The sequence below is a fragment of the Microbacterium xerophyticum genome (genome assembly GCF_053543555.1).
Genome location: NZ_JBLVOB010000004.1, coordinates 67,405 through 84,952 on the forward strand (window position 1 = coordinate 67,405; position 17,548 = coordinate 84,952).

At 68.3% G+C, this 17,548-nt stretch carries 18 protein-coding genes and 1 pseudogene; 2 read left to right on the top strand and 17 right to left on the bottom strand.

The annotated features are described in order from the left end of the window. The 12 genes and pseudogenes from ACNPNP_RS02935 to ACNPNP_RS02990 form a co-directional block, all read right to left on the bottom strand. Positions 1-3,170 (bottom strand): annotated as a pseudogene (locus tag ACNPNP_RS02935) (hypothetical protein); the annotation flags it as partial. After that, positions 3,167-3,409: a helix-turn-helix domain-containing protein gene (locus ACNPNP_RS02940; protein WP_448964568.1), complete on the bottom strand. Its 243-nt coding sequence runs from the start codon at positions 3,407-3,409 to the stop codon at positions 3,167-3,169. The pseudogene ACNPNP_RS02935 and the gene ACNPNP_RS02940, both read right to left, overlap by 4 nt. Continuing rightward, entirely contained in the window at positions 3,409-3,885 is a 477-nt protein-coding gene (locus ACNPNP_RS02945) for a DUF2975 domain-containing protein (RefSeq protein ID WP_448964569.1), read from the bottom strand. The genes ACNPNP_RS02940 and ACNPNP_RS02945 overlap by 1 nt, the downstream gene beginning before the upstream one ends. Positions 3,886-3,994: 109 nt before the next feature. Further along, the gene (locus ACNPNP_RS02950; RefSeq protein ID WP_448964570.1) at positions 3,995-4,642 is read right to left on the bottom strand and encodes a spermidine/putrescine ABC transporter substrate-binding protein; all 648 of its coding nucleotides are present in this window, start codon (positions 4,640-4,642) and stop codon (positions 3,995-3,997) included. Between the two features lie 44 nt (positions 4,643-4,686). Next, complete coding sequence (locus ACNPNP_RS02955; protein WP_448964571.1) at positions 4,687-5,121, bottom strand: hypothetical protein; 435 nt, start codon at positions 5,119-5,121, stop codon at positions 4,687-4,689. Positions 5,122-5,192: 71 nt separating this feature from the next. Further along, positions 5,193-6,233 carry an ABC transporter gene (locus ACNPNP_RS02960; protein ID WP_448964572.1) on the bottom strand — a complete coding sequence of 347 codons (1,041 nt, stop codon included), beginning with the start codon at positions 6,231-6,233 and terminating at the stop codon, positions 5,193-5,195. 105 nt (positions 6,234-6,338) lie between these two features. Then, positions 6,339-6,500 (bottom strand): hypothetical protein, encoded by a 162-nt coding sequence (locus ACNPNP_RS02965; protein ID WP_448964573.1) that lies wholly within the window; start codon positions 6,498-6,500, stop codon positions 6,339-6,341. Between the two features lie 71 nt (positions 6,501-6,571). Then, a complete protein-coding gene (locus ACNPNP_RS02970; protein WP_448964574.1) occupies positions 6,572-7,201 on the bottom strand; it encodes a DUF1700 domain-containing protein in 630 nt (209 codons plus the stop codon). Then, positions 7,198-7,530, bottom strand: coding sequence for a PadR family transcriptional regulator (locus ACNPNP_RS02975; RefSeq protein ID WP_448964575.1), 333 nt, complete (start codon positions 7,528-7,530; stop codon positions 7,198-7,200). The genes ACNPNP_RS02970 and ACNPNP_RS02975 overlap by 4 nt, the downstream gene beginning before the upstream one ends. A gap of 39 nt (positions 7,531-7,569) precedes the next feature. Further along, positions 7,570-8,466 (bottom strand): sugar ABC transporter permease, encoded by an 897-nt coding sequence (locus ACNPNP_RS02980; protein ID WP_448964576.1) that lies wholly within the window; start codon positions 8,464-8,466, stop codon positions 7,570-7,572. Position 8,467: 1 nt separating this feature from the next. Next, the gene (gene malF / locus ACNPNP_RS02985) at positions 8,468-10,084 is read right to left on the bottom strand and encodes a maltose ABC transporter permease MalF (RefSeq protein WP_448964577.1); all 1,617 of its coding nucleotides are present in this window, start codon (positions 10,082-10,084) and stop codon (positions 8,468-8,470) included. A gap of 61 nt (positions 10,085-10,145) precedes the next feature. Further along, positions 10,146-11,375, bottom strand: a complete 1,230-nt coding sequence (locus tag ACNPNP_RS02990) for a sugar ABC transporter substrate-binding protein (RefSeq protein ID WP_448964578.1) — start codon at positions 11,373-11,375, stop codon at positions 10,146-10,148. A 231-nt stretch (positions 11,376-11,606) separates the two neighbouring features. Here ACNPNP_RS02990 and ACNPNP_RS02995 point away from each other — a divergent pair, with 231 nt between their 5' ends. Then, entirely contained in the window at positions 11,607-12,095 is a 489-nt protein-coding gene (locus ACNPNP_RS02995; protein WP_448964579.1) for a YajQ family cyclic di-GMP-binding protein, read from the top strand. Here the strand turns inward: ACNPNP_RS02995 and ACNPNP_RS03000 are convergent. After that, positions 12,082-13,140 (bottom strand): alpha/beta hydrolase, encoded by a 1,059-nt coding sequence (locus tag ACNPNP_RS03000; protein ID WP_448964580.1) that lies wholly within the window; start codon positions 13,138-13,140, stop codon positions 12,082-12,084. The two genes, ACNPNP_RS02995 and ACNPNP_RS03000, sit on opposite strands and share 14 nt — an antisense overlap. 122 nt (positions 13,141-13,262) lie before the next feature. Here ACNPNP_RS03000 and ACNPNP_RS03005 point away from each other — a divergent pair, with 122 nt between their 5' ends. Beyond that, positions 13,263-13,661 (top strand): hypothetical protein, encoded by a 399-nt coding sequence (locus ACNPNP_RS03005; RefSeq protein WP_448964581.1) that lies wholly within the window; start codon positions 13,263-13,265, stop codon positions 13,659-13,661. Positions 13,662-13,664: 3 nt separating this feature from the next. Here ACNPNP_RS03005 and ACNPNP_RS03010 read toward each other — a convergent pair whose 3' ends face one another. From ACNPNP_RS03010 to ACNPNP_RS03025, 4 genes are read right to left on the bottom strand one after another with little or no spacing between them, the layout of a single operon-like run. Further along, positions 13,665-15,038, bottom strand: a complete 1,374-nt coding sequence (locus tag ACNPNP_RS03010) for an FAD-dependent oxidoreductase (protein ID WP_448964582.1) — start codon at positions 15,036-15,038, stop codon at positions 13,665-13,667. A 37-nt stretch (positions 15,039-15,075) separates the two neighbouring features. Further along, a complete protein-coding gene (locus ACNPNP_RS03015) occupies positions 15,076-16,137 on the bottom strand; it encodes a polyprenyl synthetase family protein (protein WP_448964583.1) in 1,062 nt (353 codons plus the stop codon). Positions 16,138-16,157: 20 nt separating this feature from the next. Next, positions 16,158-16,931, bottom strand: a complete 774-nt coding sequence (locus ACNPNP_RS03020) for a class I SAM-dependent methyltransferase (RefSeq protein WP_448964584.1) — start codon at positions 16,929-16,931, stop codon at positions 16,158-16,160. Continuing rightward, a complete protein-coding gene (locus tag ACNPNP_RS03025; protein WP_448964585.1) occupies positions 16,928-17,512 on the bottom strand; it encodes a DUF402 domain-containing protein in 585 nt (194 codons plus the stop codon). The genes ACNPNP_RS03020 and ACNPNP_RS03025 overlap by 4 nt, the downstream gene beginning before the upstream one ends. Positions 17,513-17,548: the final 36 nt, after the last annotated feature.

Consider the following 17,548-nt stretch of genomic DNA (forward strand, 5'->3'; position numbering starts at 1 on the left):
GCCGCCCCCCCCGCGACGAGCATGACCGCGAGGACCCCGATCATCAACGCCCACATCAGCCAGATCGATCCCCAGTCCCGTTCGATCGCGCACCACGTGCCGCCGGCGAGCGCGAGAACCGCTGGGGCGAACAGCCAGCGGGAGTCGCGCAGCGGTGAGTCCGCGCGGGCGGCGGCGCGGATGCCCCGCCCCGCGCACACGAGGATGATCGCCGCGGCCGTGGATGCGGCGAGGCACGCGGCGAAGAGCGCCGCGCCGTGCAGGAGGACCAGATCGGCGCCGAGGCCCATCCTCACGCCCTCCAGCGGTCCGGCCAGCGCGGCGACGCCGGCTGCGACGAGCGTCGGCCGGACGAGCGTCCGCATCCGCGCTGCACCGGTGCGTCGACCGATTCGCGCGAACCACGCGCCGACACCCAGCAGCACCGCGCCGGCCGCGAGCAGCGCGAGCGCTCGCCATGGCAGCTCCCCCGCGGTGCGCGCATCCGGCTCGACGAGGACGAGCAGCGCGAGGCTCGGCAGCATGGCGACGCCGAGTCCTGCGGCGTAGAGTCCGCGCACGTCGATCCCCCGTGCGCTGAGGACCGCGGCGATCACCACCGACGCGAGCGCCGGCGGAAGCAGATACGCCTCGAGAAGGTCGACGCCGTTCATGCTCCACACGCACCACAGCGCACCGGTGAACGCGGCACCCGCCACCCACCATCCGTAGCGGCGCCGCGTGAACACGGCGCTCGCGGACGCACCGATGCCGAGGATCACGAGCACGAGGAATGTCGTGCCGAGTCCTGCGGCCTCCCTCGCGATCGCCAGAACGGTCGCGATGGCACCTGTCAGCAGTGCCGAGGCCTCGATCGCCACGCGGGCGGCGGACGCCGCATCCGCCGCCAGTCCGTTGCCGCGCAGGGCGTCCCTGATCAGCGTCGTGCACGGAAGCACGAGCGCCACGATCGCAGCGATGACGGGAAGCGTGACCGGCGACGCGCTGACGGCCAGCAGCTGGGCGCCGAGGCACACCACGACGACCGCGACGGTCGGAACCAGCATCCCGCTCGCCACCGTGCGCAGCACGATGTTGAGACCGGGTCGCCGCGTCAGCACCAGCGACAGAACGAGCGCGAACATCAGGGCGGTCGACATCGCGGTCCAGCCGCTGCGCTCGAACACGACCTGGACGATCCCTGCCGCGAACGGCACCGACGTGATCACGAGGACGGCATACCAGTCGCGGGCGCCTACGCGGGGCAGGAACGTCACGACGATCGCGCCGATGAGACCGGCGGACGTCACCAGGCACAGCACGGCTATGCTGCCGAGGTCCGTCCGCGCGAGCGCCTGGGCGAGACAGACGAGTCCGTAGGCGAAGCCGGCGCCGACGTGCAGGAAGCGGATGCCGTGCGGCAGCGTCCTGCTCGCGAGCGCCAGCACGCCCAGCACGCCAACCCCGGCGATCGGCGCCGTCTGCGGGTCGGTCCAGGAGACGAGGATGCCGACGGCCGCTGCGGCGTGGACGCCGATGAGAAGGACCACGCGGTGCGCCGACACGGCGCGGTCCGCCGTGCCCTCCGTTCTGCGCAGTGCGATGGCCGCCACGGCCGCCGAGCCCAGCACGATGACCAGGCGCGCCGCGAGCGGAAGCAGATCGCTGCAGGCGAGGGTGAGCACCGTGAGCACGGCGCCGGCGATCGCGACGACGTCGGTGACGGAGGAGAACCCGCGCAGCGACTGGTGGCCCTCCCCCGCATCGCTGTCCGTTCGGGCGTCGCGATCGCGCGCGAGGCCGCCGAACAGGGCGAGCCCGCAGGCGACGCCGGCCATCCCGATGAGCGCCGCCCAGTCCGAGGGGGCCGTGAGCAACGCCCAGCCCTCTCCACGCGCGACCGCGTCGAGCAGGTCGATGAGCGTTGTCGCGGAGTACAGCAACGGCATCAGCCCGATCAGCGCGACCACGACGACTCCGCCGGCCGCGAGCGTCGACCGCGCGACCGTCCGCAGCCCCGGCACGACCGCGACGAGCGCGAACGAGAAGGCAGCGGCGGTCGGCAGCGCCGCCGGCAACCACTCGCCGGCGGACTGCGCCACAGGAGCGGTGATCGCGAACACGAGCGCCACCGTCGCCGAACCGCCGGCGACGAAGCTCCACCACTGCCGCAGCAGCTGCCGCGCCGCCAGAACGGCGTGCATCGCGATGAGAGCGAACACCGCGCTGAGAAGGAGCATCGCCAGCACCGTGACGCCGAGGGACACGGCGCCGAGCACTGCGAGCGGCACGGCGCTGACGACGGCGCCCACCTGGAGCACGACGAGCGAGCGGGTCGCGATCCGCGGCGATACCGCGATGAGGAAGGTGGCGAGGAAGGCGGATCCGAGGTGCCCGAGAGCCGCGACATGGCTCGCGCCGGCCGCATAGCCGAGCATCGCCGGCACGGTCGCGATGGCCAGCATGGCTGCCCACTGCCATGCGCGGATCCGGAAGAGACGGCCGGCGCCGAGCATCACCGCGCCGCCGACGGCCGTGGCGCCACCGGCGAGCAGCCATGTCACGGCCTCGGTGCCGCCGAGCTGCGCGAAGGCGTAGACGTCGAGGCCGACGAACACGAGCCCGAGTCCGCCGACGGCCTCTGCGGAGAACTGCAGTCCGCGACGGGCGAGCAGCCATGCGCCGCCGAGGAAGACGAGTGTCACCAGCCCGACGATCACGCTGCGGACACCGCGATCGGAGAGCTCGGGATTGAGGAACGTGAAGATGAGCGCGGCGATCGCGAAGAGCCCCGCTCCGGCGATCGCGAGCACAGACTGGATCGTGGCGCTCGAGCGCGGCTGCGACTGCGGTGCCACCGCGTGCATCCCTGGCGGGGCCGGAGGCGGAGCCGATGCGGCGATCGTCGTGGAGGCGATCCCTGTCGGCGTCGGGGCGATGGCCGGGACGCTCGGAGGCGTCGGCACGCGCGGTACGCGGCTCAGCACCGCCTCCCGTGCGCGCAGCGCGCTCGCAGCAGCGCGCGACGCCTCCCACAGCTCGATCCCGTAGGCGCCGCGAAGATCTGCCCCGCAGCTGCGGCAGCATCCGTCGACGAGACGGTCGGCGGCGCACACGGGGCAGGTGCCGGGATCGAGGAGATGCCTGGCGACGTTCTCCCCCCAGGTGGTCGTCTCGGTCGCGGTGCTCATCGCTGCCCCGTTCCGTTCGTGGTGCCGGCATCCTCGCCGGGAACCCAGCGCAGGATGTCGCCCGGCTGGCATTCCAGCACCTGGCAGATGGCGTCGAGCGTCGTGAAGCGCACGGCCTTGGCGCGTCCGTTCTTGAGCACTGCGACGTTCGCCGGCGTGATGCCGATGGCATCCGCGAACTCCTGCACGCTCATCTTCTTGCGCGCGAGCTGCACATCGAGATCGATGACGATGGGCATCAGACGACCTCGGACATGTCCTGCTCGAGCTGGAGCGCCTTGTGCAGCAGCCCGCGCAGCACCACGACCAGCAGCGCGAGTGCTGCGCTGACGACGATGCCGAGCACTGCGAGCAGGGTGAGCGAGAGCGAGACCGCGCGGCTCGCGATGATCACGATGTACGAGGCGGCGATCAGCATCCCTGCTGCCGCGAGCGCCCAGAGGATGATGTCGACGTAGCGGAAGGCGGCGGCGCTGAAGATGCGCTCTGCGCGCACCAGGGACAGCAGCCGCCACACGCACAGGAGCGTCACCTGCACCAGCGCGAGGAAGAGGACCGCGCCGATGATGCCAGGGATCTCGAGCTGAGCGACATCGGGATTGCGGATCGCCGTGACGCGGGCGACCTCGGGTATCACGAGGGTCTGGCTCGCGAGCAGCAGGAGCAGCATCACGGCGATCAGGGTCTTCAGCACTGCGGTCACACGGGGTTGCATCACTCTGCCTATCGATAAGCGTCCGGTATCTATCGAAAAACGATAGTCGGCATACCGTTCGCCGATCAAGCCGGCCGCGCGTCTCACAGCGAACGCACGGCTCCCGTCGCTACGGGGTCTCGGGGTCGAAGGGCGAGTCGAGCGACGAGGTCAGCTCTTCCAGCAGCGCCTCGATCTGCGGCTCGACGTGCTGGGAGATGGCGGCCTGCACGTTGAGACGGTGCCGCAGCAGGATGCCGCAGATCTCACGGCCGACCATGTTGGCGTACTCGTCGGCGAGGGCGACCTCCTGCCGGAGCGCGGCCTTGGCCTCCTCCGTCAGCGGCGGAAGCGGCGGCAGCTCGACGCTCTCCGCATCCGCGAGCCCGGCGATCGTGAAGAGGAACGGCGCACCCGGCACCGGGTCGGGGTCGAGCGGCAGCCCCTCGAACTCCGGCTCGAGGTCTTCAGACGGCCGATAGCTGCGGGCCCGATTGCGCGCGGCCTGCTGATCGAGCTCCTTCTGCAGCATCGGAAGGTTGCGCGCGGTGTACTCGGCGACCGCATGATCCACGATCGTCTTGATACGAGTGGACAGGCCGTGCTGCACGCCGTGCGGGACATTGGCGCCGATGCCGGCGGCCGAAAGGATGGGCGAGCCGAGACAGCGGCGGCATGGGGCCACACGGCCCCGATGAGTGGCGGGCTCCCAACGCGGCACCCAGCGCAGCCAGGCCTCGACGGCCTGGTCGACCTGCGTCTCTAACGACCGCTCCACGATCTCCAGAATAGGGTCATCCGCACGGATATCGCGTGAGTCGATCAGTTCTCGCTGAGATCGTCGCGCTCCCACGGCCATCGCGGACGCGCCGCGCGCGTGCGCCGCAACGCCACACCGGCCCAGCCGGCGATCGCCGCCGTCGCGAGGATCACGAGGCTCGCGCCGCCCGTGATGAGCTCCCCCATGACCGCCATGGCGCTCACGAAATCGCCGGTCACCACCAGGGCGCCGATCCCCGCCGCGAGCAGGTGAGCGAATGCCGTCCCGATCGAGATGGCCCAGACGGAACGGAACTTCGGATGCGCGATCCGCACCGCGAGGTAGAGGATGCCGCCGAACACCAGCACGGCGATGGTCATGCCGATGATCCCCGGCGCCTGCCCGGCAGCCGGTACATCGATGATCTCGGCATCCCGCACGACGCTGAGCGCCCCCAGACCGAAGACGGCGACGGCGAAGAACCCGATCGTCGTCATCGCCGTCGCCTGGATGGCCGAAACCCCCGCCGGCCGCGGGCCGCGGGGGTCAGGCGTGGTGGTGTCCGTGATTACCTCGGAAGCGTGGGTCCGGCCTCGAGGGTGCGCTCGTACTCGCGCTGAGCCTCGAGGTTCAGTTCGGTCTTGCGGGCGCCGCTGCGGGCGACCCAGGCACCGAACCAGATGGTGAGCTCGCGTCCGAACACGAAGGCCGCGATCGCGAGAGGGGCGAGCAGTTGGCTGCCGACGAGCTCATTGCCCTCGGAGGTGGAGATCAGCCAGAACGGCGCCTCGAAGAGCTGACCCAGGATGTGCCCGGCGTAGGCGAACAGGCCGACGATGATGCCGAAGACGACCCACAGGCCCCAACGGCCGCGGTTGATGACGGCACCGAGCAGCCAGAACCCGATGAAGAACACGACGACGGGAACCCAGAAGCCCCAGGTCGTGAGCGGGGCGAGTGCGGCTTCGCCGATGTTCTCCCCCGTGACGTCGCCTTCGAGGGCGCCGAGGCCCAGGGCGGTGCCGAGGTAGAGGATCGCGAACACGATCGTCGCGAGGAGCCCGATGCCGGCAGCGGCGCCACGGTTGCCGCGGTCGCGCGGAGGCTCCGGAGCCTGCACGAAGATCGGCTGCTGCTGCTGTGTGACCGGCGCGGCCACGATGGCCGGTTCCGACGGGACGACACGCGTCTCGGCATCGTCCGTCACGGGAGGCAGATAGGCCGTGTCGGCGATCGAATCCTCCCGTCGTGCATCCGTGTCAGCGGTCGACGCCCGGTCTGCGGCGAAGAGTCCGGTCGTGGCGGCGGTGCCCCTGTCACCGTCGTCCGCGTTCGCGCGGTCGTCGACGCTCGTATCCGAGCGCTCGTTGAGCTCGGGCGTCGCGAAGGTTCCGGGATGGGACTTCTCTGCCTCTTCGAATGCAGCGAGGTCGGGATCCACGACCGGCTGATCGGCGGAGGTCGACTCGGCCGGCTCGTTGACGGAATCACGATCGCCAGGGACCTCGGCGCCCGCCGCAGCGGCGTCAGCAAGTCCCGCGTTCGCGCTGTCGACGACGTCGTCGACGTCTTTCGGCCGCTCGGGCTGGGGAACCTCGGGGTCACTCATGGGGGCGCCTCTCGTCGGATATGTGCAGTGCGAGGTTATCGCCGTGCGGGGCGACGGCCCCGGAGGCGTGCCGACGTGTCGCGTGACCCGCGGTGAGGCGCGCCGTCACTCCCCTGCCGGTGCGACCGCGCGCAGCGTGTCTCCGACGTAGTCGACGAGCATCGGCCCCATCGGCAGCGCCAGCCAGAGGAGCGCAACGATGACGCCTGCGCAGAACACTCCGGCGATCCAGCTCATCACCGGATTGCGCCCGTCCACTCGTGCCATGGCTCCACGGTATGGCCGGCGGATGCGTCCGCTCAGATGACACGCTCGGAACCGCCGCCGTCGCGGCTGTCTCAGCGCCGACGAAGCCGCCAGAGGAGCCAGCCCCCGATGGCCGGGATCAGGATGAACACGAGCAGGATGCCGGAGTGCCAGAGGTCGAGGGCGGAGGGGATGAGCGGGTTGCGCTCCGGCTCGCCCGTCGCACTCGCAGATGCGATGAGAGATCCGATCCACGTGATGACGGCGATCAGGGCACCCGTTGCGAACGGCAGCAGGATCGCGAGGGCCTTCTCCCAACGACGCCAGAGGCTGCTCGTCGCGACCATCACCGCTCCGACGAACCATCCGACCACCGGCACGACGAACCCGCCGAAGGCGAGCACGAGCGCGGCTGCGATCGCGAAGCCGCGGGAGTCGGCCAGTGGCGCCTTCGCGCTCGGTCGCGCGGCCGGCTCGGACGGCGCGTGAGCGATCGGTGCGCCGACGGGCACCTCGGCTCGCGCCTCCCGTGCGATCGTGCGAGGGTCGCCGAGCTGTGCGATGCGTGCTGCCGTGGATTCGGCATCCAGCCCACCCAGCTCCTCCGCGATGCCGTCATGGATCTCGGTGGCGACTCCGTGCGGGAGATCGCTCATCGCCGCGTCCAGTCGGCCCAGGAACTCGCGGCGCAGGCGGTCGGCGTCTGCATCGGTATCGGTCATGGTCGTTCCTCCCCGACGAGGCCCGTGACGACACGAGCGAAAGGCATCCATTGCACGCGGAACCGGACGAGCTGAGCGGTGCCGGAATCCGTGAGCCGGTAGTACTTGCGCACCGGGCCGCTCTCGGACGGCAGGTCGAACGTGCTTACCCAGCCGTTGTCGCGCAGACGCCCCAGCAATGGGTACAGCGTGCCGATGCTGGCGATCAGACCGGCGTCGGACAGAGCCTCCGCGAGCTGCCACCCGTACATCGGCTCACGCGAGAGCAGCCCGAGGACGCAGTACTCGACCACGCCCTTGCGCATCTGCGCACCGACGTCCGCTGTCATGCATCACAAGGTAGCATGCCTGGCAAGCTAGTCGGCGGCTCAGCCCTTCGTCGCTCCCGCCGTGAGGCCCCCGACGATGTACTTCTGCAGGAAGAGGAACAGGATCATCACCGGGAGCGCCGCCATCCCGGCGCCGGCCGAGAACGCCGACCAGTCCGCGTAGCGCGGATTGGACACGAGCTTGGTGAGTCCGACGACGAGCGTCTGCTGTTCGGGATCGATCAGGATGACGCTCGCGACCACGTATTCGTTGACCGTGCCGATGAACGACAGCAACCCGACCACTGCGAGGATCGGCGCGACGAGTCGCAGGATGATCGTGAAGAAGATGCGCGCATGGCCGGCCCCGTCGATGCGGGCCGCCTCGTCGAGCTCCTTCGGGATGGTGTTGAAGAAGCCGTACATCAGGTACGTGTTCACGCCGAGCGCGCCACCGAGGTAGACGAGGATCAGACCCGTGTGCGTGTTGAGGCCGATCGCCGGGAACCAGTCCCCCAGCGTCGTCATCAGCAGGAAGATCGCCACCACCGCCAGCAGCTGCGGGAACATCTGCACGACGACGATCGTGACGAGCCCCACGCGGCGCCCCGCGAAGCGCATGCGCGAGAAGGCATATGCCGCGCACGCGCCGATGAACACGGTGGTGAAGCCGGTGACGAGCGCGATCACGAGAGTGTTCAGGAACCACAGTCCGTACGGGTTCTGCGGATCGGTGAGGATGCGGACATAGCTGTCGATGCCGACCGCGGAGAACAGCTGGTTGGAGCCGGTCAGCGTGCCGCGCGGGTTCAGCGAGGCCGAGAGCACGTACAGCAGCGGGAAGATCGCGAACAGGCTCGCGACGACCGCGACCAGGTGGCGCCAGCCGGTGTCGGCGAACCATGCACCGAACGAGCGGCGCCGACGACGGGTGGTTGGAGCGGAAGCGACGGTCATCTCAGTTCAACTCCTCGAGGGCCTTGGTCTTTCGGAAACTGATGATGGAGATCGCCGCGACCACGATGAAGATCAGGATCGTGAACGCCGAGGCCAGACCGTAGTCGCGGGTCTGCCCGGTGAACGCGACCTTGTAGACCATCGAGATCAGGATGTCGGTGTGCCCGACGGGGATCGACACGTCCTCGAAACGAGGCCCGCCCTTGGTCAGCATGTAGATGAGGTTGAAGTTGTTGAAATTGAATGCGAACGACGAGATCAGCAGAGGTGTCGTGGTCACGAGGAGCAGCGGCAGCTTGATGCGCCGGAACACCTGCCACGGATTGGCGCCGTCCATGACCGCAGCCTCGTTCACGTCCTCGGGGATGCCCTGCAGCGCCCCCATGCAGACCAGGAACATGTAGGGGAACCCGAGCCACAGGTTCACGATCAGCACCGAGACCTTCGCCAGCACGGGATCGGTGAGCCACGGGATGGATGCCCCTCCGAACACGACCTGATTGAGGAAGCCGAAGCTCTCGTTCATCATTCCGGCCCAGACGAGCGCCGAGAGGAAGGCGGGGAACGCGTACGGGAGGATGAGCAGGATGCGGTAGCCGTTGCGGAACCGCATCCGCGTGTTGTTGAACACGATCGCCAGCAGCAGACCGAGGAAGAAGGTCGTGGCGACCGAGATCAGGGCGAACGCGAACGTCCAGATCGTCACCGAGATGAGCGGTCCGCGGATCGATGCGTCGGTGACCGCGCGCACGAAGTTGTCGAAGCCGACCGTGATCTGCCAGCCGGGCAGCAGCTGCTCTCCGTCATCGGCGGTGAAGGCTCCAGTGCCGTTGTCGTCGTAGACCGTGCCGGAGCGCACGTCGGTCATGGTGCCTGCGTCCTCGTCGTACTCGAGCGACGAGACGTAGAGGAAGCCGCTCTGGCCGTCCGGCGTGCGGATCGCGCCGTCGTTGGGGTCGTCGCTGAAGTCGACCGAGAGCTGCTCGACCTCGCTCGACCGCGCGAGCACCTGAGCGAAGGTCAGCGACTCCCAGCCGTCCGCAGCGACAGCCCTGTCGCCCTCCATCGTGGCGCCGTCGACCTCCTGCAGAGGCTGCTCGTTCGTACCGACGGAGACGTCACCGTCTTCGGGGTCGGTGACGAGGAGTCCGAGGGCGCCGAACTGCTCGACCACGGTGACCGGGTAGGTCGGCGAGTCCTCGACGCGCTCCTGGGCGGATGCCATGAGAGCTGCCACCGCCTGGTCCTTGCTGCCGTTGTGACCGGTGCCGTAGTTGGTGAAGCCGATGTAGCCGGTGTACAGCAGCGTGAACACCTGGAAGAGGATCAGGAAGATGATCCCCGGCGTGAGGTACTTCGCCGCGACGCGCCTGCGCGAGAAGTAGATGTAGTTGACCAGGACCGCGACCACGACCACGAGGGCGAGGACGAGCCACTCCTGGTGGGTGAACAGCACGAAGGCCGCATACAGTGCGACGGCGTCGACCACTGCGAGCAGCAGGATCTTCAGCAGCATCCATCCGATCCGGCCGGATGCGGCCTCCGCGATGTCCGCCGCCTGGCGCTGACGTCTCGTCGGCGGCTTCTGAGGCTCTGTGGTCGTGTTGGTGTCCGTCATCTCTCGCCCGTCGTCGTTCTGCCGGGGTGGGGCCGACCCCACCCCGGCAGAAGGAACAGTGTTACTTGATCGCTGCCGTCACGTCTTCGACGAGCTTCTGCCATGTCGCTGCGGGATCCGCACCGTTGATGACAGCCGCCTCTGCGACGCCCCAGAACTCCCAGACGGAGCCCATCGCCGGGATGGCCGGCATCGGCACAGCGTCTGCACCGACGGTCTTGAACCCGGCGATGATCGGGTCGGACGCCGCCGTGTCCGCCGCGGCGGTGAGAGCGGGAAGGATGTTGCCCGACTCGAACAGTGCGAGCTGCACCTCTTCGGTGCCGAGGTAGTTCACCAGGAAGTCGTTCGCGGCGACCTTGTTCTCGGACTCGCTGCTGACGAAGAAGCCCTTGACCCCGGCGAACGGCGAGGCCGCTTCGCCCGTGGGGCTCGGGATCGGGTCGATCGCGACGTTGACACCCGCGTCGACGGCTGCGCCGACGTTCCACGGGCCGGTCAGCCAGAATGCGGCCTGACCGTCGATGAACTGCTGCTTGGCGATCTCACCGTCGACGTCGGTGTTCAGCGTGCCGGCGGCGCCCTGCGCTCCGAGCCAGGTCGAGAACGCGGCTCCGCCTTCGCTGCCGAGCTGCAGATCGGTTGCGTCGTAGGATCCGCTGTCGTCCGTCCCGAACACGGGTGCACCGAACGCGGTCTGGAACGGGTAGAGGTGGTACGGATTGCCCTCGACGCCCTGCTCCACCACGAACGGCTGGGCGAGGCCGGCGGCCTTCCCCTTGGCGATCATGTCATCGAAGCCGGTGGGGGCCTCCGGGACCAGATCGGCGTTGCGCAGCACGGCGATGTTCTCGACGGCGTACGGAAGCATGTAGACGGTGCCGTCATAGGTCGCCGCCTGCAGAGCGACGGGCAGGTAGTCCTCGGCGCTGTCGCCGAGTTCGAGCGGCGCGACGACACCGTTGGTGGAGAGCTCGCCCAGCCAGTCGTGCGCGCCCATGGTGATGTCGGGGCCCTTGCCGGTCGGAACCTGCTGGATGAAGTCGTCCTTGATCGTGTCGACGTCCTTCGCGACGACCTCGACCTCGACTCCGGTCTTGTCCTGGTAGGCGTCAGCCGCTCCCTTGAGAGCGTCGACGCGCTCGGCGTCCACCCAGACGACGAGCGAACCCGCGTCGCCTTCGGCCTCTGCGGAGTCGTCCGTGGCGCCGGTGGCGCAACCTGCCAGCGTCAGCGTCGAAACGACGGCGATCGCGCCGAATGCGGCGATGCCCCTCATGTTCACCTTCATTGGTGTGTGCCTCTCTCAGTGCGTGACCGACCGGCACTGCCGATGGATGCATCGGTGCAGGCCGTTCGCGCCTGCAATACTGCAAGCGCTTACAGTATGCAACGAACTCGACCGCACACGCAATGCCTGACAGCCTCGATACCAAGCTGTAATAGTGCAACCACTCGGCGCCGCGGACGTGGAAGCGCTTCCAGATCTGTCATACCAAGGGTGGGTCGATAGACTGAGCGCATGGCAGACTCATCCTTCGACATCGTCAGCAAGGTCGACCACCAAGAGGCGGAGAACGCCCTCAACCAGGCGCGCAAGGAGATCGAGCAGCGCTACGACTTCAAGGGCACCGGCTCATCGGTCGAGTGGAGCGGCGAGTCCATCCTGATCAAGGCGAACACCGAGGAGCGGGCGAAGGCCGTTCTCGACGTGTTCCAGTCCAAGCTCATCAAGCGGGGCATCTCGCTGAAGAGCCTCGAGTCGGGCGACCCGTTCGCGAGCGGCAAGGAGTACCGCATCGTCTCCACGCTCAAGGACGGGATCTCCTCGGAGAACGCGAAGAAGATCAGCAAGATCATCCGCGACGAAGGCCCGAAGAGCGTGAAGAGCCAGATCCAGGGCGACGAGCTGCGCGTGCAGTCCAAGAGCCGCGATGATCTGCAGGCAGTGATCGCACTGCTCAAGGGGTCCGACCTCGACGTCGACCTGCAGTTCATCAACTTCCGCTAGAGCGCGCCCATCCGGTGACCCATCGTTCCAGCCGGGCGTAGGCATCGTCTCGCGCCGCTTTCCGCGACAGGAACACGTCGTGAAGAGCGCCGTCGACGCGTTCGATCGTCACCGACGCACCGAGCTTGAGCGCACGCCGCGCGATGTCGTCGACGACGAGCACCGTGTCTGCCGTGGTGAGCTCTTCCGACCAGCGGCTCGGCACTGCTGAACGGGCCGAGAGCAGCACGCACACCGGAGAGGTTATCGAGAGCCCTTCGGCGACCGCTCGGTGACCGCGGAGGATCGCGTGCAGCCATCCGGCGTGCACCGGCATCGACGGCACCGGCCGCCACGACGGATTCGTCTCGACGACATCATCAGGGTCGGCGGCCTCCGCCTGCGCCCTCGCGTAGAAGCCGAGGTCGATCTGCGGTGCGACATCGAGCGGCCGCAGCCGCGCCTGCAGTTCGACGACCGGGGCGATCGCGGCGCGCAACGGTGCGAGCTGGAACTCGAGCCAGGGCGAGTTCAGGATGACGGCATCCGCGACGCCCTGATGCCGGGACGCCCACAGGCTCAGCACGAGTCCTCCGGTCGAATGCCCCATGAGCACGAGGCGACGAGGGCCGGTCGATTCCGCGGTGTCGTCCGCGATCGCATCGAGCGCGGCACCGATGTCCTCGTCATACGTCGTGAGATCGGCGATGTAACCCGGCGTCTGACCCTCGCGAAGGCTACGACCGTACTTGCGCAGGTCGAGAGCGTGGAAGCGCGCACCGCGCGAGGTCCAGAAACGTGCCAGCCGCTTCTGGAAGAAGTAGTCCGACCACCCGTGGACGTACAGCACGTCCACGCCGTCGAGCGGCGGCGCGACCGCGTCGGTCTCCGGCCGCCCGCTCATGCGGCGGATGAATCGCTCCCAGCCGCTCGGTCGTCGCGGGTCGACCGCCTCCGGCAGTGCCCGCACGAGCGTCGCGACGACAGGCCCCTCGTCGTCTTCGCCGAGCGGGAGGGTGCGCTGCGTGAACTCGTCGCCCAGTACGTCCGGCACCCATTCGGTCATGCAAGCCACCCTACTCAGTGCACTCTCGCCACCTCGCGCCGTACGCCCCGTCCCCTAGGCTGAGCGCAACATCGCGCGCCCAGGGCAGATGCCGCAGAAGGCGCACCACCTCGGAGGGTCCCATGTCACGTCTGCATCGTTCATCCGTGCTGCGCACCGCAGCTGCCATGTTCGCACTCGTCACCGCCGTGGCAGTCAGCGGATGCGCGTCGGCCACCCCGGACGGAGAGACGCTGCCACCGGTCATCGTCGACATCAACGAGATCGACGGCACGACGGTCGAAGTCGCAGAAGGAAACGCGATCGATCTGACCGGCGACGACGAGACCTATCTGGATTGGACCGCCGAGATCGATGACCCGGAGGTCGTCGCCTTCGTCCCTGGCAAGGACGACGGCAGCGCGCAGTTCAACCCCGGGCTGGACGCCGTCGGAGTCGGTGATTCCGAAGTCACCCTCGAGAACTCGACCAGCGGCGACACCGTCACATTCACGGTCGAGGTCACCGCACCTGCGGAGTAGCGCTCACTCGCCGCGCGAGATCCGCACCATCTCATCGCGGGGGACGACCTTCACACGCGCGCGTTCATGCGGCGCACCGAGGGCGACCTCGTGCTGGTCGAGCCGGTGCCAGCCTTCGAGATCCGTCCACTTGACTCCGCGCGATTCGAGCAGCGCGGGGATGGCCGCCTCGGACGGGTCCTCCGGCTGCCACCACGACCCCTGATCGTTGACCAGGTGCTGGACGGTCTCCATGGCGTCGGATTTGGTGTGACCGATGAGCCCGACGGGTCCGCGCTTGATCCACCCGGTGGCGTACACGCCCGGCACGCGCTGGTTGGAGTCCTTGGCGAGCACCTGGCCCTCGTGGTTGGGGATGACGCCGTGCTTCTTGTCGAACGGCACCTCGCTGAGAGGCGAACCGAAGTAGCCCACCGCACGGTACATCTGCCCGATCGCGATCTCGCGCATCTCCCCCGTGCCGCGAAGCCCGCCTGAGCCGTCCGGCTCGGTGCGCTCGTAGACGATCGCTGCGACCTTGCCGTCGGCATCCGTTCTGATCTCGACGGGCTTGGCCCAGAAGTGCAGATGCAGGCGACGACTCGCCTCTCCCCCGGCATTGTTCACCGAAGGACGCGTGCGCCACTGCTGCAGCACCCTGTCGATGACCTTGACCTGCTTGTTGCTCGCGATCGCGGCGAGCGACGCGTCGTCGTAGTCGAAGTCCTCGTCGTAGACGACCATGTCGACGTCGCGCAGTTCTCCTAGTTCACGCAGTTCGAGCGGCGTGAACTTCACCTGCGCGGGGCCGCGGCGGCCGAACACGTGCACATCGGTGACCTTCGACGCCTCGAGACCGGCGTGCACGTTGTCGGGGATCTCGGTCGGCAGCAGGTCCTCGGCGTGCTTGGCGAGGATGCGGGCCACGTCGAGCGCGACGTTGCCGTTGCCGAGCACGGCGACGGACTCCGCATCCAGCGTCCACTCGCGCGGCACGTCGGGGTGCCCGTCGAACCAGCTGACGAAGTCGGCGGCTCCGTACGATCCCTCTGCGTCGATCCCGGGGATGTCCAGCTTCGTGTCGCGGATGGCGCCGGTCGCGAAGATCACGGCGTTGTAGTGCTTCTTGAGGTCGGCGAGAGCGATGTCCTCGCCGAAGCGCACGTTTCCGAAGATGCGGATGTCACCACGATCGAGCACGTCGCGGAGCGCGTTGATGACGCCCTTGATACGCGGGTGATCGGGCGCGACGCCGTAGCGGACGAGGCCGTAGGGCGCGGGGAGCTGCTCGAACAGGTCGATCGACACCTCGAACGACCGCTCGGTCTTCAGCAGGATGTCGGCGGCGTAGATGCCGGCGGGGCCCGCCCCGACGATGGCCAGGCGGAGCTTGGTCATGAGTGTCCTTTCGGATGCTGCGGCGATCGATCCACGATCAGCTGCTGCGTTCAGCGAGTGATTCTGCGAAGCGGGTCAGCGCTTCGCGCACGGTGCCCTTGGGCAGCGGTGCCAGGGCTTCGATGGCGTCGCGCGTCCAGGTGCGCGCGAGCTCGAGCGTGTTCTGCGTCACGATGTGGTCGCGCAGTCGCGCCAACGGCTGATCGAGGATCGCGGGGTCGGCGCCGTCGGCGATCCTCGCCACGCCGTCGTCGATCTGCGCCGCGAGGGCGGCGGACGCGGCATCCGTCTCGGCCTTCAGCAGCAGGTACGGCATGGTCGGCACGCCGGCGCGGAGGTCGGTGCCAGGGACCTTGCCGGTCTCCTCCGGCTTCGCCGACAGGTCGATCACGTCGTCCAGCAGCTGGAAGGCGACGCCGACCTTCTCGCCGTACACGCGCAGCGGCTCTTCGAACTCGGCCGGCGCGTTCGAGAAGATCGCACCGCCCTGTGTCGCGGCGGCGATCAGCGATCCGGTCTTGTCCGCCAGCACCTGGATGTAGAACTCGATCGGGTCATCGCCCGGCTGCGCGCCGACGGTCTCGTGCAGTTGTCCCATCACGAGGCGCTCGAAGGTGTCGGCCTGCAGGCGGATGGCGCGGTCGCCGTAGCGCGACATGAGCTGGCTCGCACGGGAGAACAGGATGTCGCCGGTGAGGATCGCGACGCTGTTGCCCCACACGGCGTGCGCCGCAGGGACTCCCCGGCGGCGGTCGGCGCCGTCCATGACGTCGTCGTGGTACAGGGATCCGAGGTGCGTCATCTCCAGCGCCTTGGCGATGTCGATCACGGCAGGGATGTTGCCCTCGCCGAGTTGTGCGGTCAGCAGCGTCAGCACGGGGCGGATGCGCTTTCCGCCGGCCTCGTAGAGGTAGCGGCTCGCGGCATCCGCGACGGAGTCGGCGACGCGGAGGTCTTCGGCGAGCCCGTTTTCGACGAGCTCGAGGCCCTCTTCGATCTGGTCTGCCACCCGGCGCGCGGCGCGGCCGATGAATACGCGGTCGCTGAAGCCGAGACGGCTCGCGAGGCGCGAACCCGGGGCGGCAGGGCTCGAAGTCACGGTTCCACCCTACCTGGGGCTCACGCCTTCTTCGGTCGCGTGCTCCCAGCCGCCTTCGCGGGCTTGGCAGACCGGGCGGGCCTTGCCGGCTTGATCCCGCGGTGCAGCGCGACGATGCCGAACGAGAGATTGCGGTAGGCGACGTCCTTCCACCCCGCCTCACGGAGCCACGCGGACAGCGTCCGCTGATCGGGCCAATCCTTGATCGACTCGTTCAGATAGTCGTAGGCGTCGCCGTTCGTGCCCGCGACCCGTGCGACACGGGGCAGCACCTGCGCGTTGTAGAAGCGGTACAGCCCGCGGAACACCTTCCCAGGAGGCGTGGAGAACTCGTTGATGACGATTCGTCCACCCGGTCTGGTGACGCGCAGCAGTTCGGCGATCGCCTTCTTCGGCTGCTGCACGTTGCGCAGTCCGTACGACATCGTCACGGCGTCGAACTCGTCGTCCGCGAACGGCAGGTTCATGGCGTCGGCCTCGACGAACGACAGGTTCGGGAGGTGCCCGTGACGACGACGGCCCTCCGCGAGCATGCCTGGCGAGAAATCGGCGGCGACGACGTCGGCCCCGCTCATCGCGAGGGACGCAGACGAGGATGCCGTGCCGGCGGCGAGATCGAGGATCCGCTCGCCGCGCTTGGGAGCGACCGCGCGGGTGGTGGCGGCACGCCAGAGCGCGTCGTTGCCGAACGTCATCGCGGTGTTGGTGCGGTCGTAGCCTGCGGCGACCTGATCGAACATGCCGCTGACGCGCTGGGGATCCTTGCCGAGGTCGGCGCGTTTGGACTCAGTCACGCTTCCAGTCTAGGGCGGTCGAGCTTCAGCGCCTCCAGACGATCGAGCCAGACATCGGCCGTCGCATCGTCGAACGGTGCGTGCTGCGCGCGCACGCGCGTCTCGAGGTCGAGGGTGAGCGCCTCGAGGTGAGCCATGACATCCGCGGGATAACCGAATCGGATGCTGTGCTCGGCCCACTCGTCTCGGTCATCGACCCACGTTCCGCTCGGCCCCTCCGCGGGATCGCGATCGCGCTCGAGACGGATGACGTCGAGGTCCATGTCGATGCCGGTGGCGAGCGACGGATCGTCTGACCAGTGGATGTCCCAGCCGAGATCGATGTAGATGCGCATGCCGATCGGGTGATCGCGATTCACCGTGAGAGCGAAGTCGCCCGACGCCGGAACGAGCGTGACGTTCGGCGCTGCGGCGTGGAACTCGGCGCCGGGTCGGATGCTGTGCCATCCGCTCGGCTGCCCGATCCAGTCGCCCCAGCGATCACTGCCGAGGTAGACGCAGTCATGCCGCCAGTGCGTGGATCCGTCCCACTTGCGCCACTGGAAGATCATCTCGGCACCGGGGTCGGGTCGCGCGCTCATGCGTTCACTCTATGCACCGGATCGGACAACTATTCT

Excerpts from the sequence above, each read along its gene's own strand:
- ACNPNP_RS02940 (WP_448964568.1), bottom strand. The coding sequence starts at position 3,409 with ATGCCCATCGTCATCGATCTCGATGTGCAGCTCGCGCGCAAGAAGATG.
- ACNPNP_RS02945 (WP_448964569.1), bottom strand. The coding sequence starts at position 3,885 with ATGCAACCCCGTGTGACCGCAGTGCTGAAGACCCTGATCGCCGTGATG.
- ACNPNP_RS02955 (WP_448964571.1), bottom strand. The coding sequence starts at position 5,121 with ATGACGACGATCGGGTTCTTCGCCGTCGCCGTCTTCGGTCTGGGGGCG.
- ACNPNP_RS02960 (WP_448964572.1), bottom strand. The coding sequence starts at position 6,233 with ATGAGTGACCCCGAGGTTCCCCAGCCCGAGCGGCCGAAAGACGTCGAC.
- ACNPNP_RS02965 (WP_448964573.1), bottom strand. The coding sequence starts at position 6,500 with ATGGCACGAGTGGACGGGCGCAATCCGGTGATGAGCTGGATCGCCGGA.
- ACNPNP_RS02970 (WP_448964574.1), bottom strand. The coding sequence starts at position 7,201 with ATGACCGATACCGATGCAGACGCCGACCGCCTGCGCCGCGAGTTCCTG.
- ACNPNP_RS02975 (WP_448964575.1), bottom strand. The coding sequence starts at position 7,530 with ATGACAGCGGACGTCGGTGCGCAGATGCGCAAGGGCGTGGTCGAGTAC.
- ACNPNP_RS02980 (WP_448964576.1), bottom strand. The coding sequence starts at position 8,466 with ATGACCGTCGCTTCCGCTCCAACCACCCGTCGTCGGCGCCGCTCGTTC.
- malF (WP_448964577.1), bottom strand. The coding sequence starts at position 10,084 with ATGACGGACACCAACACGACCACAGAGCCTCAGAAGCCGCCGACGAGA.
- ACNPNP_RS02990 (WP_448964578.1), bottom strand. The coding sequence starts at position 11,375 with ATGAAGGTGAACATGAGGGGCATCGCCGCATTCGGCGCGATCGCCGTC.
- ACNPNP_RS02995 (WP_448964579.1), top strand. The coding sequence starts at position 11,607 with ATGGCAGACTCATCCTTCGACATCGTCAGCAAGGTCGACCACCAAGAG.
- ACNPNP_RS03000 (WP_448964580.1), bottom strand. The coding sequence starts at position 13,140 with ATGACCGAATGGGTGCCGGACGTACTGGGCGACGAGTTCACGCAGCGC.
- ACNPNP_RS03005 (WP_448964581.1), top strand. The coding sequence starts at position 13,263 with ATGTCACGTCTGCATCGTTCATCCGTGCTGCGCACCGCAGCTGCCATG.
- ACNPNP_RS03010 (WP_448964582.1), bottom strand. The coding sequence starts at position 15,038 with ATGACCAAGCTCCGCCTGGCCATCGTCGGGGCGGGCCCCGCCGGCATC.
- ACNPNP_RS03025 (WP_448964585.1), bottom strand. The coding sequence starts at position 17,512 with ATGAGCGCGCGACCCGACCCCGGTGCCGAGATGATCTTCCAGTGGCGC.